The sequence below is a fragment of the Ectothiorhodospira shaposhnikovii genome (genome assembly GCF_047222355.1).
Lineage (GTDB): Bacteria > Pseudomonadota > Gammaproteobacteria > Ectothiorhodospirales > Ectothiorhodospiraceae > Ectothiorhodospira.
This window is the reverse complement of the sequence record NZ_CP178333.1, coordinates 2,772,501-2,796,091: the sequence shown is the minus strand read 5'-3', so window position 1 is coordinate 2,796,091 and position 23,591 is coordinate 2,772,501. Positions and strand designations below refer to the sequence as shown.

Here is a 23,591-nt window from a genome sequence, read left to right as displayed (position 1 = left end):
TGAATCGATGAAAGATCTTCTCAATCTACTCAAGCAGCAAGGCCAGGTGGAAGAATTTGATGCCATCCGGATCGCGCTGGCGTCCCCTGAAATGATCCGGTCCTGGTCATTCGGCGAGGTCAAGAAGCCGGAAACCATCAACTACCGTACCTTCAAGCCGGAACGGGATGGCCTGTTCTGCGCCAAGATTTTCGGCCCCATCAAGGACTACGAGTGCCTGTGCGGCAAGTACAAGCGCCTCAAGCACCGCGGTGTGGTGTGCGAAAAGTGTGGCGTGGAAGTGACCCAGACCAAGGTGCGCCGCGAGCGCATGGGGCATATCGAGCTGGCCAGCCCGGTGGCCCACATCTGGTTCCTCAAGAGCCTGCCGTCCCGCATCGGCCTGCTGCTGGACATGACCCTGCGCGACATCGAGCGGGTGCTGTATTTTGAAGCCTTCGTGGTGGTGGATCCGGGCATGACCACCCTGGAGCGGGGCCAGCTGCTGAGCGACGAGCAGTACCTGGACGCCATCGAGGAGCATGGCGACGAGTTCGATGCCCGCATGGGCGCCGAGGCCGTGTTCGAGCTGCTGCGTTCCATCGATCTGCAGCAGGAGGCCAACCGCCTGCGCACGGAAGTGCGCGAGACCAGTTCCGACACCAAGATCAAGCGTCTGGCCAAGCGCCTGAAGCTGATCGAGTCCTTCCTGGAGTCCGGCAACAAGCCCGAGTGGATGATCCTCACGGTGCTGCCGGTGCTGCCGCCGGACCTGCGTCCCCTGGTGCCCCTGGACGGCGGTCGCTTCGCCACCTCCGACCTGAACGATCTGTATCGCCGGGTCATCAACCGCAACAACCGTCTCAAGCGCCTGCTGGAGCTCAACGCCCCGGACATCATCGTGCGCAACGAAAAGCGCATGCTGCAGGAGGCGGTGGATGCCCTGCTGGACAACGGCCGTCGCGGCCGTGCCATCACCGGCACCAACAAGCGCCCGCTCAAGTCCCTGGCCGACATGATCAAGGGCAAGCAGGGTCGCTTCCGTCAGAACCTGCTGGGCAAGCGCGTGGACTACTCCGGTCGCTCCGTGATCGTGGTGGGTCCGACCCTGCGCCTGCACCAGTGCGGTCTGCCCAAGAAGATGGCCCTGGAACTGTTCAAGCCCTTCATCTTCGGCAAGCTGCATCGCCGCGGCCTGGCCACTACCATCAAGGCGGCCAAGAAGCTGGTGGAAAGGGAAGGGCCGGAGGTCTGGGATATCCTCGAAGAGGTGATCCGCGAGCATCCGGTGATGCTCAACCGGGCGCCGACCCTGCACCGTCTGGGCATCCAGGCCTTTGAGCCGGTGCTCATCGAAGGTAAGGCCATTCAGCTGCATCCGTTGGTCTGTGCCGCGTTCAACGCGGACTTCGACGGTGACCAGATGGCGGTGCACGTGCCCCTGTCCCTAGAGGCGCAGCTGGAAGCCCGCGCCCTGATGATGTCCACCAACAACATCCTGTCCCCGGCCAACGGCGAGCCCATCATCGTGCCGTCCCAGGACATCGTGCTGGGTCTGTACTACATGTCCCGCGACCGCATCAATGCCAAGGGCGAGGGCATGATGTTCAGTGACGTGGACGAGGTGCACCGCGCCTACGAGAACGGCGTGGTGGAACTGCACGCCCGCGTGCAGGTGCGTATCCGCGAAGTGGTGGTGAGCGAGGACGGCGAGCATTCGGAAACCCTGACCCGCTACCAGACCACCGTGGGTCGCGCCCTGCTGTCCCGCATCCTGCCCCCCGGCCTGCCGTTCGAGATCGTCAACCGCGATCTGACCAAGAAGGCCATCTCCGGGCTGATCAACCACTGCTATCGTCGGGTGGGTCTGAAGGAGACGGTGATCTTCGCCGACCAGCTGATGTACACCGGCTTCAAGTACTCCACCCGGGGCGGTGTCTCCTTCGGTATCAACGACATGGTGATCCCGGACGAGAAGCTGGGCATCCTGGCGGCGGCCGAGACCCAGGTGAAGGACATCGAGGAGCAGTATTCCTCGGGTCTGGTGACCAAGGGCGAGCGCTACAACAAGGTGGTGGACATCTGGTCCCATACCAATGACCAGGTGGCCAAGGCCATGATGGAGAAGCTGGGCAAGGACGAGGTGGAGGACGCCGAAGGCAATCTCGTCAAGCAGCCTTCCTTCAACTCCATCTTCATGATGGCCGACTCCGGTGCCCGTGGTTCCGCCGCCCAGATCCGTCAGCTGGCGGGGATGCGCGGCCTGATGGCCAAGCCGGACGGCTCCATCATCGAGACCCCCATCACGGCGAACTTCCGTGAAGGTCTGAACGTGTTGCAGTACTTCATCTCCACCCACGGCGCCCGTAAGGGTCTGGCGGATACGGCGCTCAAGACCGCCAACTCCGGTTATCTGACCCGGCGTCTGGTGGACGTGGCCCAGGACCTGGTGGTGACCGAGCAGGATTGCGGTACCGACCAGGGCATCGTCATGAAGCCGATCATCGAAGGCGGCGACGTGGTGGAGCCGCTGCGTGAGCGGGTGTTGGGGCGCGTGCTGGCGGAAGACGTGCTGTCCCTGAGCGGCGACCTGATCATGCCCCGCGGCACCCTGCTGGACGAGGACTCCGTGGATGCCATGGAAGCCGCCGGCGTGGACGAGGTGGTGGTGCGTTCCGCCATCACCTGCCAGACCCGTCACGGCATCTGCGCCAAGTGCTACGGCCGCGATCTGGCCCGTGGTCACCGGGTGAACATCGGCGAGGCGGTGGGCGTCATCGCCGCCCAGTCCATCGGTGAGCCGGGTACCCAGCTGACCATGCGTACCTTCCATATCGGGGGTGCCGCCAGCCGTACCGCGGCCGCCAGCAGCATCTCCGTGAAGGGCAAGGGCTCCATCCGTCTGCACAACATCAAGACGGTGACCAACAAGCACGGCAACCTGGTGGCGGTGTCCCGTTCCGGTGAAATCGGCGTCATCGACGAAGCCGGTCGCGAGCGCGAGCGCTACAAGCTGCCCTATGGCGCGGTCATCCTGGTGGCCGACGGCGAGGCGGTGGAAGCCGGCAAGGAAGTGGCGACCTGGGACCCGCATACCCACCCGATCATCACCGAGGTGGCCGGTACCATCCGCATGCAGGACTTCCTTGATGGCGTGACGGTGAACAAGCAGGTGGACGACATCACCGGCCTGACCTCCACCGTGGTCATCGATCCCAAGTCCCGCGGCTCCCAGGGCAAGGACCTGCGCCCCATGGTGAAGCTGGTGGGTCCCAATGGTCAGGACCTGTGCCTGGCGGGCACCGAGATTCCGGCCAACTACGTGCTGCAGAGCGGCGCCATCGTGAACCTGGAAGACGGGGCCACGGTGGAGGTGGGTGACGTTATCGCCCGTATCCCGCAGGAGTCTTCCAAGACCCGTGACATCACCGGTGGTCTGCCCCGGGTGGCCGACCTGTTCGAGGCCAGAAAGCCGAAGGAGCCCGCCATCCTGGCGGAGCGTTCCGGTACGGTCAGCTTCGGCAAGGACACCAAGGGCAAGCAGCGTCTGATCATCACCGATGACAAGAGCGGCGAGACCCATGAGGAGCTGATTCCCAAGTGGCGTCAGGTGAATGTGTTCGAAGGTGAGCACGTGGAGCGCGGGGAAGTGATCGCCGACGGTGAACCCAACCCCCATGACATCCTGCGCCTGCTGGGCGTCACCGCCCTGGCTGAATACATGGTCAAGGAGATCCAGGACGTTTATCGTCTGCAGGGCGTGAAGATCAACGACAAGCACATCGAGGTGATCATTCGCCAGATGCTGCGCAAGGTGGAAATCACCTATCCGGGAGACAGCCGCTTCCTTACCGGGGAGCAGGTGGATCGTGCCCGGGTGGTGGAAGAGATGGACATGCTGGGACCGGACAAGCAGCATCCCCTGTATGATCGGGTGCTGCTGGGCATCACCAAGGCCTCGCTGGTCACGGAATCCTTCATCTCAGCGGCTTCCTTCCAGGAAACCACGAGGGTGCTCACCGAGTCCGCCGTGCGCGGTGCCCGGGACGACCTGCGCGGCCTGAAGGAGAACGTGATTGTGGGTCGCCTGATCCCGGCGGGTTCCGGGCTGGCGTACCACAAGGAGCGTCGTCGTCGCCGTCACAGCGAGGGGCTGACCCTGGCCGTGCCGGAAACGGCGCCTGCTCCGTCCCAGGCCCCGGTGACCCCCGAATCCAACGGGGATTCGGACAGCGCCGCGGCCTCCGAGGAATGATGCAGCAGTCTTTTGGTGGTGAGAGGGTCCGTCATGTCTTGACACTGACGGGCCCTCTGCCTAACATATCGCACCCTCGACAGGCCGGTAGGTCCGGCCTGTCGTTGTTTTTGGGCTAGGAGAAACGCTTTCATGGCAACAATTAACCAGTTAGTGCGCAAGCCGCGCAAGCGCCCGACGGAAAAGAGCAACGTGCCGGCCCTGGAGGCCTGCCCGCAGAAGCGTGGCGTGTGTACACGTGTCTATACCACCACGCCGAAGAAGCCGAACTCCGCGCTGCGTAAGGTCGCTCGTGTGCGCCTGACGAACGGTTACGAGGTCTCCAGCTACATCGGTGGTGAAGGTCACAACCTTCAGGAACACTCGGTGGTGCTCATTCGTGGTGGTCGTGTCAAGGATTTGCCGGGTGTGCGCTATCACACGGTCCGTGGCAGCCTGGATACCCAGGGTGTACAGAACCGTAAGCAGGCTCGCTCCAAGTACGGCGCCAAGCGTCCCAAGAAGGCCTAAGGGCTCGTTGAGATAAGACCATGTCCAGAAGATCTGAAGCTCCCAAGCGCACCATCCTTCCCGATCCCAAGTACGGGAGTGAGCTGCTCGCCAAATTCATCAATACCGTGATGCGCGACGGCAAGAAGTCCGTTGCGGAGCGCGTGCTGTACGGTGCCCTGACCCAGATTGAGTCGAAGAAGGGCGACGGTATCCAGGTGCTGGAGCAGGCCCTGGAAAACGTGCGTCCCCGCGTCGAGGTGAAGTCCCGTCGCGTGGGTGGTGCCACCTATCAGGTGCCCGTGGAAGTGCGCGCCGTGCGTCAGAACGCGCTGGCCATGCGCTGGATCGTGGATGCCTCCCGCAAGCGCGGCGAGAAGTCCATGGCCCTGAAGCTGGCGGGTGAACTGATGGATGCCGCTGAAAGCAAGGGTGCCGCCGTGAAGAAGCGTGAAGACACCCATCGCATGGCGGATGCCAACAAGGCCTTCTCGCATTACCGCTGGTAAGGCAACCGGCGGTCGGAAACAAGACTTTTCGAGGTAATTCAAGTGGCACGCAAAACACCCATCGAGCGCTACCGGAACATCGGTATCATGGCGCACATCGACGCCGGCAAGACGACCACGACGGAGCGTATCCTGTTCTATACCGGCGTCTCCCACAAGCTCGGTGAGGTGCATGACGGCGCTGCCACCATGGACTGGATGGAGCAGGAGCAGGAGCGCGGCATCACCATCACTTCTGCTGCGACCACCTGCTTCTGGTCCGGCATGGACAAGCAGTTCCCCGAGCATCGCATCAATGTCATCGATACGCCCGGACACGTGGACTTCACCATTGAGGTGGAGCGTTCCCTGCGCGTGCTGGACGGTGCCTGTGCCGTGTTCTGCGCCGTGGGTGGCGTTGAGCCCCAGTCCGAGACCGTGTGGCGTCAAGCCAACAAGTATCAGGTTCCGCGGATGGCGTTTGTCAATAAGATGGACCGCCCCGGCGCCAACTTCCTGCGCGTGATCGGGCAGATCCGCGATCGCTTGGCCGCCAATCCCGTGCCTATCGTGATGCCCATCGGTGCCGAAGATACCTTTATTGGTGTGGTGGATCTGCTGACCATGAAGGCCATCTACTGGGATGACGCTTCTCAGGGTATGACCTTTGAGGCAAAAGAAATCCCCGCCGAGCTGGTGGATCTCTGCCAGGAATGGCGCGATCACATGGTGGAGGCTGCAGCCGAGGGCTCCGAGGAGCTGATGGAGAAGTACCTGGAAGGCGGCGAGCTGAGCATCGATGAGATCAAGCAGGGCCTGCGTGCCCGTACCCTGCGTAACGAAGTCATTCCCGCCCTGTGCGGTACCGCCTTCAAGAACAAGGGTGTGCAGCGCATGCTGGACGCGGTGATCGAGTTCATGCCGGCCCCCACCGACGTGCTGGCCATCAAGGGTATCCTGGATGATGCGGCCGAAAGCGAAGGCGTGCGTCATTCCACCGATGATGAGCCTTTTGCCGCGCTGGCGTTTAAGATCGCCACCGACCCGTTTGTCGGTACGCTGACCTTCTTCCGCGTCTATTCCGGTGTGGTGCAGTCCGGTGACAGCGTCTACAACCCGGTCAAGGGCAAGAAGGAGCGCGTCGGCCGTATCGTGCAGATGCACGCCAACTCCCGCGAAGAGATCAAGGAAGTGCGCGCCGGCGACATCGCTGCTGCGGTGGGCCTGAAGGATGTCGGCACCGGCGATACCCTGTGCGATCTGAACAACATCATTACCCTGGAACGCATGGAGTTCCCCGAGCCGGTGATCTCCGTGGCCGTGGAGCCCAAGACCAAGGGTGACCAGGAAAAGATGGGTGTGGCCCTGTCAAAGCTGGCCCAGGAAGATCCTTCCTTCCAGGTGCGTACCGACGAGGAGTCCGGCCAGACCATTATCTCCGGCATGGGCGAGCTGCACCTGGACATCATCGTCGACCGCATGCGTCGCGAGTTCAAGGTGGAGGCCAACGTGGGCAAGCCCCAGGTGGCTTACCGCGAAACCATCCGCAAGACGGTGGAGCAGGAAGGCAAGTTCGTACGCCAGTCCGGTGGTCGTGGTCAGTACGGTCACGTCTGGCTGCGCATCGAGCCTCTGGAGGCCGGTGCCGGTTATGAGTTCGTCAACGGTATTGTCGGCGGTGTGGTGCCCAAGGAATACATCCCCGCCGTGGACAAGGGCGTGCAGGAACAGATCAAGAACGGTGTCATCGCCGGCTTCCCGGTGGTGGACGTGAAGGTCACCCTGTTCGACGGTTCCTACCACGACGTGGACTCCTCGGAAGCCGCATTCAAGATCGCCGGTTCCATCGGCTTCAAGGAAGGCGCCGCCAAGGCGGGTGCCGTTCTGCTGGAGCCCATCATGAAGGTGGAAGTGGTGACGCCGGAAGAATACATGGGCGACGTGATGGGTGACCTGAACCGTCGTCGCGGTCTGGTGCAGGGTATGGACGATGCCCCGGCGGGCAAGATCGTTCGCGCCGAAGTGCCGCTGGCCGAGATGTTCGGTTACTCCACCGACCTGCGTTCCGCCACTCAGGGTCGCGCCGTGTACTCCATGGAATTTGCCAAGTACGCGGAAGCGCCGGCCAGCGTGGCTGAAGCGGTCATCAAGAAGTCGTCCTGAAGATCGGCCTGATCGGACGTCACCAGATTCGAATATTGAAGGGGTAATACTAAGGTGTCGAAGGAAAAGTTTGAGCGTAAGAAGCCGCACGTGAACGTGGGCACGATCGGTCACGTCGACCATGGCAAGACCACGCTGACGGCGGCGCTGACGGTGGTTCAGGCGAAGAAGTTTGGTGGTGAGGCCCGTGCCTACGACCAGATCGACAACGCCCCGGAAGAGCGCGCTCGCGGTATCACCATTGCCACCGCGCACGTGGAGTATGAGTCCGACAACCGTCACTATGCCCACGTTGACTGCCCCGGCCACGCCGACTATGTGAAGAACATGATCACCGGTGCGGCGCAGATGGACGGCGCGATCCTGGTGGTGTCCGCGGCCGACGGCCCGATGCCCCAGACCCGCGAGCACATCCTGCTGGCCCGTCAGGTGGGTGTGCCCTACATCGTCGTGTTCCTGAACAAGGCCGACATGGTGGACGACGCCGAGCTGCTGGAGCTGGTGGAAATGGAAGTGCGCGACCTGCTGTCGAGCTACGACTTCCCTGGCGACGACACCCCGATCATCGTGGGTTCCGCGCTCAAGGCGCTGGAAGGCGACACCTCCGATATCGGCATGCCGGCCATCGACAAGCTGATTGCGGCCCTGGACGAGTACATTCCGGAGCCGGAGCGTGCCATCGACGGTGCATTCCTGATGCCGGTGGAAGACGTGTTCTCCATCTCCGGTCGTGGTACTGTGGTGACCGGTCGTATCGAGCGCGGCATCGTGAAGGTGGGTGACGAAGTCTCCATCGTGGGTATCCGCGACACCATCAAGACCACCGTGACCGGCGTGGAAATGTTCCGCAAGCTGCTGGATCAGGGTCAGGCGGGTGACAACGTGGGCGTGCTGCTGCGCGGCACCAAGCGTGACGAAGTGGAGCGTGGCCAGGTGCTGTGCAAGAGCGGCTCCATCACCCCGCACACCAAGTTTGAAGCGGAAGTGTACGTGCTGTCGAAGGAAGAGGGTGGTCGTCACACCCCGTTCTTCAACGGCTACCGTCCGCAGTTCTATTTCCGTACCACGGACGTGACCGGTTCCTGCGATCTGCCGGAAGGCATCGAGATGGTGATGCCGGGTGACAACGTGAAGATGACCGTGTCCCTGATCGCGCCGATCGCGATGGAAGACGGTCTGCGCTTCGCGATCCGTGAAGGTGGCCGTACCGTCGGCGCCGGTGTCGTTTCCAAGATCATCGAGTAAGCATCATGGCAGCCAAGCAGAGAATCCGTATTCGCCTCAAGGCCTTCGATCATCGTCTGATCGATCGTTCCGCCAGTGAGATCGTGGAAACCGCGAAGCGTACCGGTGCCCGTGTGAAGGGCCCGATCCCGCTGCCGACCAAGATGGAAAGCTTTACCGTGCTGATTTCTCCGCACGTCAACAAGGACGCCCGTGATCAGTACGAGATCCGTACCCACAAGCGCCTGATGGACATCATGGACCCCACGGACAAGACCGTGGACGCCCTGATGAAGCTGGATCTAGCCGCTGGCGTGGATGTGCAAATAAAGCTTAACTAGCCGCAATAGTTGTGGCATAATTGTTGGCTTTCCATGGCCCGGTGCAGGGTAACTTGTGCCGGGCCGTGATTTTCAGAACGCAGAATAATTTCTTCGGCGCTCCTTTTCGGGGCGGAAGCAAGAGGTAGTGTCATGGCAATCGGACTGGTCGGTCGCAAGGTGGGCATGACTCGTGTCTTCACTGAAGACGGAGTCTCCCTGCCGGTGTCTGTCATCGAGGTTGAGCCTAACCGGGTGGCGCAGGTTAAGACCAGCGACCGGGATGGTTATCGGGCCGTGCAGGTCGCGGTGGGCAGCCGCAAGGCAAGTCGTGTTTCCAAGCCCCAGGCGGGCCACCTGGCCAAGGCCGGTGTGGAAGCCGGTCGCGGGCTTTGGGAGTTCCGTCTCGAGGACGGAGAAGGTGAAGGCATCGAAGCGGGTGCCAGCCTTAATGTGGAAGTCTTTTCCGCGGGTCAGAAGGTGGATGTCACCGGGACCAGCAAGGGTAAGGGCTTCCAGGGTGTCATCAAGCGTCACAATTTCAGTATGCAGGATGCCACTCACGGTAACTCGCGCTCTCATCGGGCGCCGGGCTCGATCGGTCAAAACCAGACCCCGGGTCGCGTATTCAAGGGTAAGAAGATGGCCGGCCAGATGGGGAATGAGCGCTGCACCGTGCAGAACCTGGAAGTGGTCCGGGTTGATGTCGAGCGCAATCTGCTCCTGATTCATGGTGCGGTGCCGGGTTCCACCGGTGGTGACGTGCTGGTGCGTCCCGCTGTCAAGGCGAAAGGTTGAATCTCATGAAGCTTCAGGTTCAAGACACCCAGCAGGACGTCGAGGTCTCTGATCGCGCGTTCGGTCGGGATTTTAACGAGGCCCTGGTGCACCAGGCCGTGGTTGCCTACATGGCAGGCGGTCGTGCCGGTACCAAGGCGCAGAAGAGCCGCAGTGATGTGCGTGGCGGCGGTGCCAAGCCCTGGCGTCAGAAGGGGAGTGGTCGTGCCCGCGCCGGTACCATCCGCAGCCCGCTGTGGCGTGGGGGTGGTGTGACCTTTGCGGCACGTCCCCGGGATTATTCCCAGAAGCTGAACAAGAAGATGTATCGCGCCGCCATGGCCAGCATCTTCTCCGAGCTGGTTCGTCAGGATCGTCTGGTGGTGGTGGATGCGTTCAGTGTTGACGCTCCCAAGACCCGTGACCTGAAGGCCAAGCTGGACGGCATGAACCTCGAGGGTGCCCTGATTGTCACCAGCGAGGCGGATATCAATCTCTATCTGTCTGCCCGCAACCTGCTCCGCGTGGGTGTGTGCGAAGTGGTGGATCTGAATCCGGTGGCTCTGGTGGGTTTCGACAAGGTGATCATCACCGTGCCGGCGCTGAAGCAAGTTGAAGGGTGGCTGTCATGAACGAGGAAAGACTGCTCAAGGTCCTGGTGGCCCCGCATGTGTCCGAAAAGGGCACCATGCTGGCAGAGCTGAACAATCAGCACGTGTTCAAAGTGGCCGTCGACGCGACCCGCGTCGAGGTAAAGAAGGCGGTTGAGTCCTTGTTCGATGTCAAGGTCAACTCCGTGCGCATGCTGAACCAGCAGGGTAAGCGCAAGCGCATGGGTGTCCACGCCGGACGCCGCAAGCATTGGAAAAAGGCCTACGTGACTCTGGAAGCAGGTCACGATATTCAATTGGCCGGCAACGAGTAATCGGAAAGGTAACGCGAGATGGCGATCGTCAAGTCGAAACCCACCTCCGCGGGCCGTCGTTTTGTGGTCCGGGTGGTGACGCCCGATCTGCATAAGGGCGAGCCCTTCGGTCCTCTGCTGGAAAAGAAGCGCCGGTCGGGTGGTCGTAACAACCAGGGCCGCGTGACTGTGCGGCACGTGGGCGGCGGACACAAGCAGCACTACCGCATCGTGGACTTCAAGCGGAACAAGGATGGTATCCCGGGCAAGGTTGAACGCCTGGAATACGATCCGAACCGCACCGCGCATCTTGCGTTGGTCCTGTATGCAGACGGCGAGCGGCGGTATATCATTGCGCCCCGCGGCGTCAAGGCGGGCGACCCGATCGTCTCCGGCGTCCATGCCCCGATCAAGCCGGGTAGCGCGCTGCCTCTGCGGAACATTCCGCTGGGCACCGTGGTGCACTGCATCGAGATGCGTCCCGGCAAGGGTGCCCAGCTGGCTCGCAGTGCCGGCGCCGGCGTCCAGTTGGTGGCCCGTGAAGGTCAGTATGCGACCCTGCGTCTGCGCTCCGGCGAGATGCGCAAGGTGCATGCCGACTGCCGCGCCACCATCGGTGAAGTGGGTAACCAGGAACACAGTCTGCGCAAGTTCGGCAAGGCCGGTGCGAAGCGTTGGCTGGGTATCCGTCCCACCGTTCGCGGTACGGCCATGAACCCGGTGGACCACCCCCATGGTGGTGGTGAGGGCCGGAACTTCGGTCTGCATCCGGTCACCCCGTGGGGTGTGCCGACCAAGGGTTACAAGACCCGCAAGAACAAGCGTACGGACAACATGATTGTTCGCCGTCGCAAAGCGAAGTAAGAGGGGATAGGTCAGTGCCGCGTTCGCTCAAGAAAGGTCCTTTTGTCGATCATCATCTGCTGAAGAAGGTCGAAACCGCCGCCGCCAACAATGACCGGCGTCCGGTCAAGACCTGGTCCCGCCGGTCGATGGTCATTCCGCAAATGGTGGGCTTGACCATCGCCGTGCATAACGGCCGGCAGCACGTGCCCGTGCTGGTCAGTGAGAATATGGTGGGTCACAAGCTCGGGGAGTTCGCGGCAACGCGCACCTTCAAGGGTCATGTGGCCGACAAGAAGGCTAGGTAGAGGATCATCATGGAAACCATGGCTCAACTGCGATTTGCGCGTATATCGCCGCAGAAATGCCGCCTGGTGGCGGATCAGATTCGGGGGCTGCCCGTCGAGCGGGCTCTCCAGGTGCTGAGCTTTAGCCCCAAGAAGGGTGCTCACCTGGTGAAGAAGGTTCTTGAGTCGGCCATTGCCAACGCAGAACACAATGACGGCGCTGATGTGGACGAGCTCAAGGTATCACGCATTTGCGTGGACCAGGGGCCGGTTCTCAAGCGCATCGCGGCACGGGCGAAAGGCCGTGCCAACCGGATCACGAAACGCACGAGCCATATCACTGTGGCCGTGAGCGCTGAGTAAAGTTAGGGGTCTGAGATGGGTCAGAAAGTAAATCCGATCGGCTTCCGCCTTGGGATCTCCGCCGACTGGGCGTCAACCTGGTACGCCGACGGACGGGATTATGCGGATAACCTGCACAAGGACCTGGAAATTCGTCAGTTCCTGAAGCAGAAACTGGCCCAGGCCTCTGTCAGCCGGATCCAGATCGCCAGGCCTGCGCGCCAGGCGTTCATTACGATCCACACGGCGCGTCCGGGTATCGTCATCGGCAAGAAGGGCGAAGACATCGAGTCCCTGCGCAAGGAAGTGGCGGGTCGACTGGGTCTGGCTGTCCCCAACGTCAAGATCAACATTGAAGAGATCCGCAAGCCGGAGACCGACGCGCAGTTGGTCGCCGAAGGGATCGCCCAGCAGCTGGAGCGCCGCATCATGTTCCGCCGCGCCATGAAGCGCGCCGTGGGCAACGCGATGCGCCTGGGCGCGCTGGGTGTGAAGGTTCATGTGTCCGGTCGCTTGAACGGTGCGGAAATCGCCCGCAGCGAGTGGTACCGGGAAGGCCGCGTGCCGCTGCATACGTTGCGCGCTGACATTGATTATGGGTTTGCCGAAGCTCGCACCACGTACGGCATCATCGGCGTCAAGGTGTGGGTGTTCAAGGGTGAGGTGTTCGACTTCGATAGCAAGACGGACGTTCCCCAGGATGGCAAGGCCGCGGTTAACTGAGGAGTTGAAAGATGCTGCAGCCCAAGAGGACCAAATTCCGCAAGCAGTTCAAGGGCAAGAACCGCGGTCTCGCCACCTCCGGCGAAAAGGTCAGTTTCGGTGAATACGCCCTGAAGTCCATGGACCGGGGCCGGATCACGGCGCGTCAGATCGAGGCGGCCCGTCGTGCCATGACCCGTCACATCAAGCGTGGCGGCAAGATCTGGATCCGGGTGTTCCCGGATGTGCCGGTCACCAAAAAGCCCGTTGAAGTGCGCATGGGTAAGGGTAAGGGCAACGTGGAATACTGGGTGTGCAAGATTCAGCCCGGTCGCGTGCTCTACGAGATGGAAGGCGTCAGTGAGGAAGTGGCACGCGAGGCCTTCCGCCTGGCCGCCGCCAAGCTGCCCATCAAGACCGCATTTGTGACTCGGCAGGTGATGTGATGAAGGTAAGCGAAGTACGTGAAAAGGGCAGCGACGAGCTGCGGGGCGAACTGCTGGAGCTCTATCGCGAGCAGTTCAAAATGCGCATGCAGAAGGGCACCGGCCAGTCGCCGCGTCCTGACCGCTTCGGCAAGATCCGTAAGGACATTGCCCGCATCAAGACCGTGCTGAATCAGCGTTCGATGGCAGGCGAGTGAAGTCATGAGCGAACAGGAACAGAAAGAACAGCGTGCGATCACCGGCCGTGTGGTGAGCGACAAGATGGACAAGACCCGTACCGTGCTCATCGAGCGCCGGGTCAAGCATCCGCTGTACGGTAAGTACATGCGTCGCTCCACGAAGCTCCATGTGCACGACGAGAACAATGATTCCCGGATGGGCGACAAGGTCCTGGTGAAGGAGTGCCGTCCCATGTCCCGGACCAAGACGTTCCGTCTGCTTAAGGTCGTTGAGCGCGCGCCTGAGTAAGCCGGTGCAAGTGACCACCGATAGGAAGTGAGATCAGAACATGATTCAGATGCAGACGGTTTTGGATGCAGCGGACAACAGCGGGGCGCGCCGGGTCCAGTGCATCAAGGTGCTCGGCGGCTCTCATCGCCGCTATGCCAGCGTGGGTGACATCATCAAGGTGAGCGTCAAGGACGCCATCCCCCGCGGCAAGGTGAAGAAGGGCGAGGTGTATAACGCCGTGGTGGTGCGGACGGCCAAGGGCGTGCGTCGTCCGGATGGTTCGGTGGTGCGCTTTGACCGCAACGCGGCCGTTCTGCTCAACAACCAGCTCCAGCCCATCGGCACCCGTATCTTCGGACCCGTGACCCGCGAACTGCGCGGCGAGCGGTTCATGAAGATTATTTCACTGGCGCCGGAAGTCCTGTAAGGCTGAGGTAAGAGACGATGCGCAGAATTCGACAGGGTGATGACGTGGTAGTCATCGCCGGCAAAGACAAGGGCCGCCGCGGTACCGTTCTGAAGGTGCTCGAAAATGATCGGGTGCTGGTCCAGAACATCAACATGGTGAAAAAACACCAGAAGCCAAACCCCTACGCGGGCGTGAGTGGCGGCATCATCGACAAGGAGATGCCCTTGCACATCTCCAACGTGATGCTGTACAACCCTGCGTCCGGCAAGGGCGACCGCGTCGGGTTCAGGACTCTGGAGGACGGCCGTAAGGTGCGCGTCTACAAGTCCAACAACGAAGTCGTCGACGCGTCTTAAGGTGGATCAGATGGCCAGGCTGAAAGCATTTTATCAGGAGACGGTGGTGAAGCAGCTCATGGAGCGCTTCAACTATTCCAACGTCATGGAGGTACCGCGCATCACCAAGATCACCCTGAACATGGGTCTGGGTGAGGCGGTGGCCGACAAGAAGATCATCGAGCACGCCCTGGGCGACATGACCGCCATCGCTGGTCAGAAGCCCGTGGTGACCCGTGCCCGCAAGTCCATCGCCGGCTTCAAGATCCGTGATGACTACCCCATTGGCTGCAAGGTGACCCTGCGCCGGGAGCGGATGTACGAATTCCTCGATCGTCTGGTGAACGTGGCGCTGCCCCGTGTGCGTGACTTCCGTGGTATCTCCGGCAAGTCCTTCGACGGTCGCGGCAACTTCAACATGGGCATTCGGGAACAGATCATCTTCCCTGAAGTGGACTACGACAAGATCGACGCCCTGCGTGGCATGGACATCACCATCACCACCACGGCCAAGACCGACGAGGAAGGCCGGGCGCTGCTGGAAGCGTTCCGCTTCCCGTTCAAGCAATAAGAGGTTTATAGAGCTATGGCCAAAACTTCCATGATGATGCGCGAACTCAAGCGCGCCCAGTTGGTTAAGCAGTACTCGGCGAAGCGCGCGGAGCTGAAGGCGCTCATCCAGAACCCGGAGACGAGCCACGAGGATCGCATGGCTGCAGTGATGAAGCTGCAGAAGCTGCCCCGTGATTCCAGTCCTGTGCGTCAGCGCAATCGCTGCCACCTGACCGGTCGTCCCCATGGGTACTATCGGAAATTTGGCCTGGGTCGCAACAAGCTGCGCGAGGCGGCCATGCGCGGGGATGTCCCCGGCCTGGTCAAGTCGAGCTGGTAAGAGGGAAACACCTGATATGAGCATGACCGATCCCGTGGCAGATCTGCTGACCCGCATCCGCAATGGCCAGCGCGCTGCCAAGACCGAAATCAGCCTGCCGTCTTCCAAGCTGAAGGTGGCCATCGCCAACGTCCTCAAGGACGAAGGCTACGTCGCCGATGTGGTGGTGAGCGAGCAGGACAAGAAACCCGTCATGACGGTGAAGCTGAAGTACTTCCAGGGCCGCCCGGTCATCGAGACCATCCGTCGCGTCAGCCGGCCTGGTCTGCGGATCTACCGTAGCAAGGATGAACTGCCCAAGGTGATCGGCGGACTGGGTGTCGCCATCGTCTCCACCTCCAAGGGTGTGATGACCGATCGCCAGGCCCGCGCCCAGGGTCAGGGCGGCGAAGTACTCTGCATCGTCTCCTAATCGGATTGAAGCCATGTCCCGAGTAGCGAAAAACCCCATCGCACTGCCCAAGGGCGTCGATGTGTCTATCAGCAATGAGTCGATCTCCGTGAAGGGGCCGAAGGGAAACATTGCCTTCCCGGCCAACCCGAACGTCGAGATTGCCCAGGAAGAAGGTGTGCTTACCTTCAAGCCTGCCAATAATGATACCCGTCACAACGCCATGGCGGGTACAATGCGCGCCGTTGTGAACAACATGGTGGTGGGTGTGAGCGAAGGTTTCCAGCGCAAGCTGGAACTCGTGGGCGTGGGCTATCGTGCCCAGGCACAGGGTAACAAGCTGAACCTGACTCTCGGTCTGTCCCACCCGGTGGAATACCCGGTGCCGGAAGGCATCAGCATTGAGACCCCCAGCCAGACCGAAATCCTGGTGAAGGGTGTCGACAAGCAGAAGGTGGGGCAGGTTGCCTCCGAGATTCGCCGCTACCGTCCGCCGGAGCCCTACAAGGGCAAGGGTATCCGGTATGCGAATGAACAGATCATCCGCAAGGAAGCGAAGAAGAAGTAGGCTAGGTGACCGCAATGGATAAGAAAGAAGCTCGACTCCGGCGCTCCAAGCGGGCCCGGTACAAAATCCGTGAACTCGGCGCCCATCGTCTCTGCGTGCACCGCACGCCGCGGCATGTGTACGCGCAGATCATCGCGCCCTCCGGTTCCGAGGTGCTGACCTGCGCCTCCACCGTGGAAGCCGATGTGCGCGGTGGCCTGAAGTCCACCGGCAACATCGAAGCGGCTGCCGCCGTGGGCCGTCTGATTGCCGAGCGTGCGGTCGCCAAGGGTATCAAGAAGGTGGCGTTCGACCGCTCGGGGTTCAAGTATCACGGCCGTGTGAAGGCGCTGGCCGATGCCGCCCGCGAAGGTGGCCTGGAATTCTGACAAGGGTGATGCAATGGCAAGTGTGAATGCGAGCGAGAACGACGGCCTTCAGGAGAAGCTCATCTCCGTCAACCGCGTGGCCAAGGTGGTCAAGGGTGGACGCCAGTTTCGTTTTACTGCCCTGACCGTGGTCGGTGACGGCAACGGCAAGGTCGGCTTTGGCTACGGCAAGGCCCGTGAAGTGCCCCTGGCCATCCAGAAGGCGATGGAATCCGCGCGCAAGAACATGCGCTCCGTCCCCCTGAACGATGGCACGCTGCATTACTCCGTGAGTTCCCGTCACGGCGCCGCGAAGGTCTTCATGCAGCCGGCTTCCGAAGGTACCGGTATCATTGCCGGTGGTGCCATGCGTGCCGTCTTCGAAGTGGCGGGTGTGCGTAACGTGCTGGCCAAGTGCATTGGCTCGCGCAACCCCATCAATGTGGTGCGCGCGACCCTGAATGGCTTGACCGCCGTGCATGATCCGAAGCTCATCGCCGCCAAGCGTGGCAAGAAACTCGAAGAGATCGTGGGGTAATCATGGCAGCCGCGAACGAACTCAAGGTGACGCTGATCCGCAGCAAGCATGGGCGGCTGAAGAGCCACCAGGCCTGCCTGCGCGGCCTCGGCATCCGTCGTATCCACAATCCGGTGGTCGTCAAGGATACGCCGGAAAATCGGGGGATGATCAACAAGGTATCCTATCTCCTGAAGGTTGAGGAGGTTTGAGATGAGACTGAACAATCTGAGTCCCGCACCGGGTAGCCGTCCCGACGCCAAGCGTCTTGGCCGTGGTATCGGTTCCGGTCTGGGCAAGACCGGTGGCCGTGGTCACAAGGGTCAGAAGTCCCGTGCCGGCGGTTATCACAAGGTGGGCTTCGAGGGCGGTCAGATGCCCCTGCAGCGCCGCCTGCCGAAGGTGGGTTTCCGTTCCCGTACCAGTGCCGGCAATGCCGAGGTGCGTCTGCACGAGTTGGCCGGTCTGGAAGGCGTGATCGACCTGGCTGCCCTGAAGGCCGCCGGCATCGTGCCGGAACAGACCGTCAAGGCCAAGGTGATTGCTTCGGGTTCCATTGACAAGGCCGTGAGCCTCAAGGGCGTGGCCGTAACCAAGGGCGCGCGGGCTGCCATCGAGGCCGCCGGCGGGCAAATCGAGGACTAAGTGGCCGCTTCCAATACAGCAGGGGGCGCAACACTAGGCGGGCTGGGGAGGTTCACTGAACTTCGCCAGCGCCTTTTGTTTGTGCTGATGGCGTTGGTGGTCTACCGCATCGGGACCTTCATCCCGGTGCCGGGGATCGATCCCATTGCAATGGCGCAGTTCTACGACGCTCAGTCGGGAACCATTCTGGACATGTTCAACATGTTTGCGGGTGGGGCCCTTGAGCGTCTGAGTCTGTTTGCCCTCGGGGTGATGCCGTACATCTCGGCGGCCATCATCATGCAGCTTCTGGCTGCAACGGTGCCGGCCCTGCAACAGATCAAGAAGGAAGGGGAGCCGGGTAGGCGAAAAATCACCCAGTACACCCGCTACGGCACGGTGTTCCTGGCCCTGATCCAGAGTATCGGTATCGCCATCGCCCTGAATCAGCAGGTGATCGGCGACACTACGGTGGCGGTGAATCCGGGTATCGGTTTCATCTTCACCACAGTGGTCTCTCTGGTGACCGGTACGGTGTTTCTGATGTGGTTGGGTGAACAGGTGACTGAGCGGGGTATCGGCAACGGTATCTCCATCATCATCTTCGCCGGTATCGTTGCCGGTCTGCCGGGTGCCCTGGGAGGGACTCTGGAACTGGCCAGCACCGGTGAGTTGTCTCCTGCCTTCGTGATCCTGCTCATGACCATGGGCATGGCGGTGATCGGTTTCATCGTCTTCGTGGAACGTGGTCAGCGTCGTATCACGGTCAACTATGCCAAGCGCCAGGTAGGGCGTAAGGTCTTCGGCGGTCAGAGCAGTCATCTGCCCCTGAAGCTGAACATGGCGGGTGTGATTCCGGCCATCTTCGCCTCCAGCATCATCCTGTTCCCCGCTACCCTGGGGACCTGGTTCGGGCAGGCGGAGGGCATGACCTGGTTGCGGGATCTGTCGACGGCCTTGGGCCCGGGACAGCCGCTCTACGTGATGCTTTATGGTGCGGCAATCGTATTCTTCTGCTTCTTCTATACGGCGTTGGTGTTCAATGCCCGGGAGACGGCGGAAAACCTGAAAAAGTCAGGTGCCTTCATTCCAGGTATCCGGCCGGGGGCGCAGACCGAGCGGTATATCGATGGTGTCATGACCCGTCTGACGGCGGTGGGTGCCATCTACATCACCGCCGTGTGTCTGATGCCCGAGTTCCTGATCCTGTACTGGAACGTGCCCTTCTACTTCGGTGGTGCGTCCCTGCTGATCATCGTGATCGTGGTGATGGATTTCATGGCGCAGTTGCAGGCGCACCTGGTGTCCCATCAGTACGAGGGATTGATGCGCAAGGCCAACCTGAAAGGCTATGGCAAGTCGGGCATGCTGCGATAGCAGGCCCAGCTAGAGGAAATTGAGATGAAAGTACGTGCGTCTGTAAAAAAGATTTGCCGCAACTGCAAGATCATCCGCCGCAATGGTGTGGTGCGTGTGATCTGCTCGGATCCCCGTCACAAACAGCGGCAGGGTTAACCGTTGATTCGGCGGCGTTCACTGGTTAGAATACCCGGCTTTTCCGCCGGTGCTTGGAGATAGCTGGATGGCTCGTGTAGCAGGTGTCAATATTCCGGACCACAAACATGCCGTGATTGCCCTTCAGGCAATTTATGGTGTTGGTAAAACCCGTGCCCAGAAAATCTGCGAGGCAGCTGGGATTCGTCCGGACATCAAGATCCGCGAACTCTCCGAAGACGAAGTGGAGAAGGTGCGTACGGAAGTGGGTCGTTTCACGGTCGAGGGTGACCTCCGTCGTGAGACCTCCATGAACATCAAGCGCTTGATGGATCTGGGTTGCTACCGGGGCTTGCGCCACCGTCGCGGCCTGCCTCTGCGCGGTCAGCGTACCCGCACGAATGCGCGCACCCGCAAGGGACCGCGTCGCCCCATCCGCAAGTAATTATCAGGATTACAGGAAACAGGTATGGCACAGGCCCCCACCCGGACCCGTAAGAAGGTCAAGAAGTCCGTCTCCGACGGTGTGGCGCATGTCTATGCGTCCTTCAACAACACGATCGTGACGATCACCGACCGCCAGGGCAACACCCTGTCCTGGGCCACGGCCGGTGGTTCCGGGTTCCGCGGCTCCCGCAAGAGCACGCCGTTCGCCGCCCAGGTGGCTGCCGAGCGTGCCGGTACGGCTGCTCAGGAATATGGTCTCAAGAATCTGGAAGTGCTCGTCAAGGGTCCTGGCCCGGGGCGGGAGTCGGCGGTTCGCGCCCTGAACAACGTGGGCTTCAAGATCACGAACATCAGCGACATCACGCCGATTCCCCACAATGGTTGCCGTCCGCCGAAGAAGCGGCGCGTATAGTCCCGGAGGAGCACCATGGCACGTTATATTGGTCCCAAGTGCAAGCTGAGTCGCCGCGAAGGCACCGACTTGTCCCTGAAGAGCCGCGTCCGCGCACTGGATTCCAAGTGCAAGCTGGACAAGGCTCCTGGGCAGCACGGCGATCGCCGTACCCGTCTGTCCGACTACGGTGTGCAGCTGCGTGAAAAGCAGAAGCTGCGCCGTATCTATGGAGTTCTGGAGCGTCAGTTCCGCAACTACTATAAGGAAGCGAGCCGCCTGAAGGGCTCCACCGGTGACAACCTGCTGCGTCTGCTGGAATGCCGGCTGGACAACGTGGTGTACCGGATGGGCTTCGGCAGCACCCGCGCGGAAGCCCGTCAGCTGGTGAGCCACAAGGCCATCCAGGTGAACGGTCGCACCGTGAACATCCCTTCCTACCAGGTCAAGCCCACGGACGTGATCTCCATTCGCGAGAAGTCCCGCAAGCAGGTCCGCATCCAGGATTCCCTGGCGCTGGCCGAGCAGTTCGGCTTCCCCGAGTGGGTGGACGTGGACACCAAGAAAATGGAAGGCGTGTTCAAGAACGCTCCTGAGCGCAGCGACCTGCCGGCGGATATCAACGAATCCCTGGTGGTCGAGCTCTACTCCAAGTAATCAGTTACGAGGTCTTTGATGCAGACCAAGGTCAACGAACTCCTCAAGCCTCGGCATATCGAGGTCCAGTCCATCACGGACAATGTGTCCAAGGTGGTGCTGGAGCCGCTTGAGCGGGGTTTCGGTCATACGCTCGGCAACGCACTTCGCCGTATTCTGCTGTCCTCCATCCCCGGCGCCGCCGTGGTGGAGGCGGAGATCGAAGGTGTGCTGCATGAGTACACCACCCTCGAAGGGGTTCAGGAAGACGTCGTCGACGTGTTGCTGAACCTGAAGGGCATCGCACTGCGCATGACCGCCCGGGACGAAGCCACTCTGGTCCTGAAGAAGAAGGGACCGGGAGTGGTCACGGCCGGTGACATCACCCTGGATCATGACGTGGAAGTGGTGAATCCGGAGCATGTCATTGCTCATCTCACCAAGAGCGGTGAGCTGAACATGACCCTGAAGGTGGGCAAGGGTCGCGGCTATCAGCCGGTCTCCGCCCGTCGTCAGGCCGATGGCGAGGATCGCCCGATCGGCCGCCTGATGCTGGATGCCAGCTTCAGCCCGATCCGTCGTGTGGCCTACAACGTGGAAAGTGCCCGTGTGGAACAGCGCACCGACATGGACCGTCTGGTCATCGAACTGGAGACCAACGGCACCGTGTCACCGGACGACGCCATTCGCCAGGCGGCCACCATCCTGCAGAGTCAGTTGATGGCATTTGTGGAACTGCGGGGTGACGAGACCGTGACCCAGGAAAGCAAGTCCATGGACATCGACCCGATTCTGTTGCGGCCGGTGGATGATCTGGAGTTGACGGTGCGTTCGGCCAACTGCCTGAAGGCGGAGAACATCTACTACATCGGTGATCTGATTCAGAGAACCGAAGTGGAGTTGCTCAAGACCCCGAACCTGGGCAAGAAGTCCCTGACCGAGATCAAGGACGTGCTGGCCTCCCATGGCCTGTCCATGGGTATGCGTCTTGAGAACTGGCCGCCGCCGGGCCTTAAAGAACACGAAAAGAAGAGCGCCGGTTAATCCCGGTCGTCTCGCAGATTTTGACTTAAGGAATATAAGCCATGCGTCACCGTCACTCGGGTAGGCAACTTAATCGCAACAGTTCACACCGCAAGGCCACCATGCAGAGCCTGGCGCTGTCGCTGTTCCGCCACGAAGCGATCAAGACGACGCTGCCCAAGGCGAAGGAACTGCGCCGGGTGGCTGAGCCCTTGATCACCTTGGCCAAGGAAGACAGCGTTCACACTCGCCGTCTTGCCTTTGCACGTCTGCGGGACGACGAGATCGTGGGCAAGCTGTTCAATGAACTGGGCCCTCGTTACCAGGCGCGTCCGGGTGGTTACCTGCGTATCCTGAAGTGCGGTTTCCGTAAGGGAGACAACGCACCGATGGCTTACGTGGAACTGGTGGATCGTCCGGAGCCTGCGGCTGCGGAGGCCGCCGAGTAATCTTTCTCGGCATCATCTGCTGTTCACGCTGTTCCGAAAAAGCCGGCCTTAGTGCCGGCTTTTTCGTGTCTGTGGTATCGGGGCCATGCAAGACTCTGAAAGGGGGGTGGGTTTGTGATCGTGACCTTCACCGATTTTGGCAGGGAGGGCCCCTATCTGGGGCAGATGGAGGCCGTGCTGGCTCATCGGGCGCCGCGTTCCCGGGTGATTCACCTGCAGAGCGACGCGCCGGCCTTCCGCCCCCGTGCCGCCGCCTATCTGCTGCAGGCACTGCTGGCGCCTTTTCCGTCGGGGTGTGTATTTTTGTGCGTGGTGGATCCGGGGGTGGGGACGCCCCGTCGTCCCCTGATGCTGCATGCCGGCACGCACTGGTTTGTCGGACCTGACAATGGCTTGCTGCTGCCGGCGGCCCGTCGCCTGGGTGCGATGGAGGCATGGGTCATCCGCTGGGAACCGCCGTTCCTCTCCCAAAGTTTTCATGGTCGGGATCTGTTTGCGCCGGTGGCGGCCATGCTGGCCAATGGGGAAGTCGTCCCGGGTGATCCGGTCCAGCCGGATGCGTTGCAAGGCTGGGACTGGCCGACGGCCCTGTGGGAGGTGGTCTATGTGGATGTCTACGGCAATGCGATGACCGGGATCCCGGCCGACTCGCTGAGTGATGCCGTGGTGTTCAATCTGGCGGGTAGGCACATTCCCTATCGACGGGTTTTTGGGGAAGTGGGTCCGGGGGGGCTGTTTTGGTACCGCAATTCCATCGGCCTGGTGGAGATTGCCATGAATCAGGGCAGCGCCGCTCAGCGACTGGGGCTTGGGGTCGGTAGCCCCATTGAGTGCGCGGAATGACGGTGTTCTACCCGCGGGTGGGGTCGGGGCATTCTTTCGCCTTGGCGTGGATCGCGTATATCCTGATCCGTTTGGTCATTTCCGGGAGAGATTCATGAAGCCTGCTGGGGCGTATCGATTCAGACGAGCCATCCGGCCCTTTTCCTACACCGTGGCGATCGCCGCCTGCGGTCTGGGCACGGTGCTGGCGCTGCAGCAGGGATACGGTAATCTCTGGCTGGCGCTGCTGATCATCGGGGCGGGGGTGCTCATTCAGGCGGCAGTGAACCTGATCAACGATCATGCCGACCTACCGGTGCTGGAATCCTGTTTACAGGCCGCGGAAGGGGAGGCGCGCCGGGAGTGGGCGGAGGCCATCGAGCATGTTCGGCGTTATCACGCCCTGGGAATGATCTTCTTCGGCGTGTCCCTGTTGATCGGGCTGGGGCTTGTTCTGATGCAGGGTTGGCCCCTGTTGGTGATCATCATCCTGGGTCTGCTGGGGGGGTATTTCTATTCCGCGGAGCCTGTCCACTACAAGCGCCGGGGGCTTGGCGTGGTGCTGGTGTTCTGGTTC

Annotated in this window: 35 protein-coding genes (1 of these 35 only partly in view); all 35 read left to right on the top strand. The window is 61.3% G+C overall.

What is annotated here, in order from left to right; all coding sequences use genetic code 11:
• The first annotated feature begins 7 nt into the window (after window positions 1-7).
• Window positions 8-4,234, top strand: coding sequence for a DNA-directed RNA polymerase subunit beta' (rpoC, locus tag ACLF6L_RS12835; RefSeq protein WP_238616157.1), 4,227 nt, complete (start codon window positions 8-10; stop codon window positions 4,232-4,234).
• A gap of 132 nt (window positions 4,235-4,366) precedes the next feature.
• Window positions 4,367-4,744, top strand: a complete 378-nt coding sequence (gene rpsL / locus ACLF6L_RS12830; protein ID WP_008933192.1) for a 30S ribosomal protein S12 — start codon at window positions 4,367-4,369, stop codon at window positions 4,742-4,744.
• Window positions 4,745-4,764: 20 nt separating this feature from the next.
• Window positions 4,765-5,232, top strand: a complete 468-nt coding sequence (gene rpsG / locus ACLF6L_RS12825) for a 30S ribosomal protein S7 (RefSeq protein ID WP_090202982.1) — start codon at window positions 4,765-4,767, stop codon at window positions 5,230-5,232.
• A gap of 42 nt (window positions 5,233-5,274) precedes the next feature.
• The gene (gene fusA / locus ACLF6L_RS12820; protein ID WP_412851805.1) at window positions 5,275-7,374 is read left to right on the top strand and encodes an elongation factor G; all 2,100 of its coding nucleotides are present in this window, start codon (window positions 5,275-5,277) and stop codon (window positions 7,372-7,374) included.
• 54 nt (window positions 7,375-7,428) lie between these two features.
• Window positions 7,429-8,619 carry an elongation factor Tu gene (gene tuf / locus ACLF6L_RS12815; protein WP_200176785.1) on the top strand — a complete coding sequence of 397 codons (1,191 nt, stop codon included), beginning with the start codon at window positions 7,429-7,431 and terminating at the stop codon, window positions 8,617-8,619.
• Between the two features lie 5 nt (window positions 8,620-8,624).
• Window positions 8,625-8,939 (top strand): 30S ribosomal protein S10, encoded by a 315-nt coding sequence (gene rpsJ, locus ACLF6L_RS12810; RefSeq protein ID WP_008933160.1) that lies wholly within the window; start codon window positions 8,625-8,627, stop codon window positions 8,937-8,939.
• Between the two features lie 132 nt (window positions 8,940-9,071).
• The gene (rplC, locus tag ACLF6L_RS12805; protein WP_008933161.1) at window positions 9,072-9,716 is read left to right on the top strand and encodes a 50S ribosomal protein L3; all 645 of its coding nucleotides are present in this window, start codon (window positions 9,072-9,074) and stop codon (window positions 9,714-9,716) included.
• A gap of 5 nt (window positions 9,717-9,721) precedes the next feature.
• The gene (gene rplD / locus ACLF6L_RS12800; protein WP_200176786.1) at window positions 9,722-10,327 is read left to right on the top strand and encodes a 50S ribosomal protein L4; all 606 of its coding nucleotides are present in this window, start codon (window positions 9,722-9,724) and stop codon (window positions 10,325-10,327) included.
• Entirely contained in the window at window positions 10,324-10,620 is a 297-nt protein-coding gene (rplW, locus tag ACLF6L_RS12795) for a 50S ribosomal protein L23 (RefSeq protein WP_200176787.1), read from the top strand. Before rplD ends, rplW begins: the two co-directional genes overlap by 4 nt.
• Window positions 10,621-10,638: 18 nt before the next feature.
• Window positions 10,639-11,463: a 50S ribosomal protein L2 gene (rplB, locus tag ACLF6L_RS12790; RefSeq protein WP_008933164.1), complete on the top strand. Its 825-nt coding sequence runs from the start codon at window positions 10,639-10,641 to the stop codon at window positions 11,461-11,463.
• Window positions 11,464-11,477: 14 nt separating this feature from the next.
• Window positions 11,478-11,750, top strand: a complete 273-nt coding sequence (rpsS, locus tag ACLF6L_RS12785) for a 30S ribosomal protein S19 (RefSeq protein WP_008933165.1) — start codon at window positions 11,478-11,480, stop codon at window positions 11,748-11,750.
• Window positions 11,751-11,759: 9 nt separating this feature from the next.
• Complete coding sequence (gene rplV / locus ACLF6L_RS12780) at window positions 11,760-12,092, top strand: 50S ribosomal protein L22 (protein WP_207143794.1); 333 nt, start codon at window positions 11,760-11,762, stop codon at window positions 12,090-12,092.
• A 15-nt stretch (window positions 12,093-12,107) separates the two neighbouring features.
• Window positions 12,108-12,794, top strand: coding sequence for a 30S ribosomal protein S3 (gene rpsC / locus ACLF6L_RS12775; RefSeq protein WP_412851804.1), 687 nt, complete (start codon window positions 12,108-12,110; stop codon window positions 12,792-12,794).
• A gap of 11 nt (window positions 12,795-12,805) precedes the next feature.
• Entirely contained in the window at window positions 12,806-13,219 is a 414-nt protein-coding gene (gene rplP, locus ACLF6L_RS12770; protein ID WP_200176788.1) for a 50S ribosomal protein L16, read from the top strand.
• Entirely contained in the window at window positions 13,219-13,416 is a 198-nt protein-coding gene (gene rpmC, locus ACLF6L_RS12765; RefSeq protein WP_200176789.1) for a 50S ribosomal protein L29, read from the top strand. Before rplP ends, rpmC begins: the two co-directional genes overlap by 1 nt.
• 4 nt (window positions 13,417-13,420) lie before the next feature.
• Window positions 13,421-13,687: a 30S ribosomal protein S17 gene (rpsQ, locus tag ACLF6L_RS12760; RefSeq protein WP_008933170.1), complete on the top strand. Its 267-nt coding sequence runs from the start codon at window positions 13,421-13,423 to the stop codon at window positions 13,685-13,687.
• 40 nt (window positions 13,688-13,727) lie between these two features.
• Window positions 13,728-14,096 (top strand): 50S ribosomal protein L14, encoded by a 369-nt coding sequence (gene rplN, locus ACLF6L_RS12755; protein WP_200176790.1) that lies wholly within the window; start codon window positions 13,728-13,730, stop codon window positions 14,094-14,096.
• A 17-nt stretch (window positions 14,097-14,113) separates the two neighbouring features.
• Window positions 14,114-14,434, top strand: a complete 321-nt coding sequence (rplX, locus tag ACLF6L_RS12750) for a 50S ribosomal protein L24 (RefSeq protein ID WP_008933172.1) — start codon at window positions 14,114-14,116, stop codon at window positions 14,432-14,434.
• A gap of 10 nt (window positions 14,435-14,444) precedes the next feature.
• The gene (gene rplE, locus ACLF6L_RS12745; protein WP_200176791.1) at window positions 14,445-14,984 is read left to right on the top strand and encodes a 50S ribosomal protein L5; all 540 of its coding nucleotides are present in this window, start codon (window positions 14,445-14,447) and stop codon (window positions 14,982-14,984) included.
• Window positions 14,985-14,999: 15 nt separating this feature from the next.
• Window positions 15,000-15,305, top strand: a complete 306-nt coding sequence (gene rpsN, locus ACLF6L_RS12740) for a 30S ribosomal protein S14 (RefSeq protein WP_008933174.1) — start codon at window positions 15,000-15,002, stop codon at window positions 15,303-15,305.
• Between the two features lie 16 nt (window positions 15,306-15,321).
• Window positions 15,322-15,717 (top strand): 30S ribosomal protein S8, encoded by a 396-nt coding sequence (gene rpsH, locus ACLF6L_RS12735; protein WP_238616153.1) that lies wholly within the window; start codon window positions 15,322-15,324, stop codon window positions 15,715-15,717.
• 13 nt (window positions 15,718-15,730) lie between these two features.
• Window positions 15,731-16,264 (top strand): 50S ribosomal protein L6, encoded by a 534-nt coding sequence (gene rplF / locus ACLF6L_RS12730; RefSeq protein WP_238616152.1) that lies wholly within the window; start codon window positions 15,731-15,733, stop codon window positions 16,262-16,264.
• 14 nt (window positions 16,265-16,278) lie between these two features.
• Window positions 16,279-16,632, top strand: coding sequence for a 50S ribosomal protein L18 (rplR, locus tag ACLF6L_RS12725; RefSeq protein ID WP_008933177.1), 354 nt, complete (start codon window positions 16,279-16,281; stop codon window positions 16,630-16,632).
• A gap of 13 nt (window positions 16,633-16,645) precedes the next feature.
• Window positions 16,646-17,149 carry a 30S ribosomal protein S5 gene (gene rpsE / locus ACLF6L_RS12720; RefSeq protein WP_200176795.1) on the top strand — a complete coding sequence of 168 codons (504 nt, stop codon included), beginning with the start codon at window positions 16,646-16,648 and terminating at the stop codon, window positions 17,147-17,149.
• A 2-nt stretch (window positions 17,150-17,151) separates the two neighbouring features.
• Window positions 17,152-17,340: a 50S ribosomal protein L30 gene (gene rpmD, locus ACLF6L_RS12715; protein ID WP_008933179.1), complete on the top strand. Its 189-nt coding sequence runs from the start codon at window positions 17,152-17,154 to the stop codon at window positions 17,338-17,340.
• 1 nt (window position 17,341) lies between these two features.
• Entirely contained in the window at window positions 17,342-17,773 is a 432-nt protein-coding gene (gene rplO / locus ACLF6L_RS12710) for a 50S ribosomal protein L15 (RefSeq protein ID WP_008933180.1), read from the top strand.
• A gap of 87 nt (window positions 17,774-17,860) precedes the next feature.
• Window positions 17,861-19,129, top strand: a complete 1,269-nt coding sequence (gene secY / locus ACLF6L_RS12705) for a preprotein translocase subunit SecY (protein ID WP_238375802.1) — start codon at window positions 17,861-17,863, stop codon at window positions 19,127-19,129.
• Between the two features lie 24 nt (window positions 19,130-19,153).
• Entirely contained in the window at window positions 19,154-19,267 is a 114-nt protein-coding gene (gene rpmJ, locus ACLF6L_RS12700) for a 50S ribosomal protein L36 (protein ID WP_008933182.1), read from the top strand.
• A 67-nt stretch (window positions 19,268-19,334) separates the two neighbouring features.
• Entirely contained in the window at window positions 19,335-19,691 is a 357-nt protein-coding gene (gene rpsM, locus ACLF6L_RS12695; RefSeq protein ID WP_008933183.1) for a 30S ribosomal protein S13, read from the top strand.
• 24 nt (window positions 19,692-19,715) lie between these two features.
• Window positions 19,716-20,105 (top strand): 30S ribosomal protein S11, encoded by a 390-nt coding sequence (rpsK, locus tag ACLF6L_RS12690; protein ID WP_008933184.1) that lies wholly within the window; start codon window positions 19,716-19,718, stop codon window positions 20,103-20,105.
• A gap of 15 nt (window positions 20,106-20,120) precedes the next feature.
• A complete protein-coding gene (gene rpsD / locus ACLF6L_RS12685) occupies window positions 20,121-20,741 on the top strand; it encodes a 30S ribosomal protein S4 (RefSeq protein WP_008933185.1) in 621 nt (206 codons plus the stop codon).
• Window positions 20,742-20,759: 18 nt separating this feature from the next.
• Window positions 20,760-21,764: a DNA-directed RNA polymerase subunit alpha gene (locus ACLF6L_RS12680; RefSeq protein ID WP_008933186.1), complete on the top strand. Its 1,005-nt coding sequence runs from the start codon at window positions 20,760-20,762 to the stop codon at window positions 21,762-21,764.
• A 41-nt stretch (window positions 21,765-21,805) separates the two neighbouring features.
• The gene (gene rplQ / locus ACLF6L_RS12675; RefSeq protein WP_040406037.1) at window positions 21,806-22,192 is read left to right on the top strand and encodes a 50S ribosomal protein L17; all 387 of its coding nucleotides are present in this window, start codon (window positions 21,806-21,808) and stop codon (window positions 22,190-22,192) included.
• A gap of 120 nt (window positions 22,193-22,312) precedes the next feature.
• The gene (locus tag ACLF6L_RS12670; protein WP_412851803.1) at window positions 22,313-23,035 is read left to right on the top strand and encodes an S-adenosyl-l-methionine hydroxide adenosyltransferase family protein; all 723 of its coding nucleotides are present in this window, start codon (window positions 22,313-22,315) and stop codon (window positions 23,033-23,035) included.
• A gap of 94 nt (window positions 23,036-23,129) precedes the next feature.
• Window positions 23,130-23,591: the 5' portion of a prenyltransferase gene (locus tag ACLF6L_RS12665; RefSeq protein ID WP_412851802.1), read on the top strand. Its footprint extends 432 nt past the window's final position; the window shows 462 of its 894 coding nt (coding positions 1-462); the start codon lies at window positions 23,130-23,132; the stop codon falls past the right edge of the window.

Bases quoted from the DNA above. Each gene is read 5' to 3' on its own strand.
- rpoC (WP_238616157.1), top strand. From the start codon at position 8: ATGAAAGATCTTCTCAATCTACTCAAGCAGCAAGGCCAGGTGGAAGAA.
- rpsL (WP_008933192.1), top strand. From the start codon at position 4,367: ATGGCAACAATTAACCAGTTAGTGCGCAAGCCGCGCAAGCGCCCGACG.
- rpsG (WP_090202982.1), top strand. From the start codon at position 4,765: ATGTCCAGAAGATCTGAAGCTCCCAAGCGCACCATCCTTCCCGATCCC.
- rpsJ (WP_008933160.1), top strand. From the start codon at position 8,625: ATGGCAGCCAAGCAGAGAATCCGTATTCGCCTCAAGGCCTTCGATCAT.
- rplC (WP_008933161.1), top strand. From the start codon at position 9,072: ATGGCAATCGGACTGGTCGGTCGCAAGGTGGGCATGACTCGTGTCTTC.
- rplD (WP_200176786.1), top strand. From the start codon at position 9,722: ATGAAGCTTCAGGTTCAAGACACCCAGCAGGACGTCGAGGTCTCTGAT.
- rplW (WP_200176787.1), top strand. From the start codon at position 10,324: ATGAACGAGGAAAGACTGCTCAAGGTCCTGGTGGCCCCGCATGTGTCC.
- rplB (WP_008933164.1), top strand. From the start codon at position 10,639: ATGGCGATCGTCAAGTCGAAACCCACCTCCGCGGGCCGTCGTTTTGTG.
- rplV (WP_207143794.1), top strand. From the start codon at position 11,760: ATGGAAACCATGGCTCAACTGCGATTTGCGCGTATATCGCCGCAGAAA.
- rpsC (WP_412851804.1), top strand. From the start codon at position 12,108: ATGGGTCAGAAAGTAAATCCGATCGGCTTCCGCCTTGGGATCTCCGCC.
- rplP (WP_200176788.1), top strand. From the start codon at position 12,806: ATGCTGCAGCCCAAGAGGACCAAATTCCGCAAGCAGTTCAAGGGCAAG.
- rpmC (WP_200176789.1), top strand. From the start codon at position 13,219: ATGAAGGTAAGCGAAGTACGTGAAAAGGGCAGCGACGAGCTGCGGGGC.
- rpsQ (WP_008933170.1), top strand. From the start codon at position 13,421: ATGAGCGAACAGGAACAGAAAGAACAGCGTGCGATCACCGGCCGTGTG.
- rplN (WP_200176790.1), top strand. From the start codon at position 13,728: ATGATTCAGATGCAGACGGTTTTGGATGCAGCGGACAACAGCGGGGCG.
- rplX (WP_008933172.1), top strand. From the start codon at position 14,114: ATGCGCAGAATTCGACAGGGTGATGACGTGGTAGTCATCGCCGGCAAA.
- rplE (WP_200176791.1), top strand. From the start codon at position 14,445: ATGGCCAGGCTGAAAGCATTTTATCAGGAGACGGTGGTGAAGCAGCTC.
- rpsN (WP_008933174.1), top strand. From the start codon at position 15,000: ATGGCCAAAACTTCCATGATGATGCGCGAACTCAAGCGCGCCCAGTTG.
- rpsH (WP_238616153.1), top strand. From the start codon at position 15,322: ATGAGCATGACCGATCCCGTGGCAGATCTGCTGACCCGCATCCGCAAT.
- rplF (WP_238616152.1), top strand. From the start codon at position 15,731: ATGTCCCGAGTAGCGAAAAACCCCATCGCACTGCCCAAGGGCGTCGAT.
- rplR (WP_008933177.1), top strand. From the start codon at position 16,279: ATGGATAAGAAAGAAGCTCGACTCCGGCGCTCCAAGCGGGCCCGGTAC.
- rpsE (WP_200176795.1), top strand. From the start codon at position 16,646: ATGGCAAGTGTGAATGCGAGCGAGAACGACGGCCTTCAGGAGAAGCTC.
- rpmD (WP_008933179.1), top strand. From the start codon at position 17,152: ATGGCAGCCGCGAACGAACTCAAGGTGACGCTGATCCGCAGCAAGCAT.
- rplO (WP_008933180.1), top strand. From the start codon at position 17,342: ATGAGACTGAACAATCTGAGTCCCGCACCGGGTAGCCGTCCCGACGCC.
- secY (WP_238375802.1), top strand. From the start codon at position 17,861: ATGGCGTTGGTGGTCTACCGCATCGGGACCTTCATCCCGGTGCCGGGG.
- rpmJ (WP_008933182.1), top strand. From the start codon at position 19,154: ATGAAAGTACGTGCGTCTGTAAAAAAGATTTGCCGCAACTGCAAGATC.
- rpsM (WP_008933183.1), top strand. From the start codon at position 19,335: ATGGCTCGTGTAGCAGGTGTCAATATTCCGGACCACAAACATGCCGTG.
- rpsK (WP_008933184.1), top strand. From the start codon at position 19,716: ATGGCACAGGCCCCCACCCGGACCCGTAAGAAGGTCAAGAAGTCCGTC.
- rpsD (WP_008933185.1), top strand. From the start codon at position 20,121: ATGGCACGTTATATTGGTCCCAAGTGCAAGCTGAGTCGCCGCGAAGGC.
- ACLF6L_RS12680 (WP_008933186.1), top strand. From the start codon at position 20,760: ATGCAGACCAAGGTCAACGAACTCCTCAAGCCTCGGCATATCGAGGTC.
- rplQ (WP_040406037.1), top strand. From the start codon at position 21,806: ATGCGTCACCGTCACTCGGGTAGGCAACTTAATCGCAACAGTTCACAC.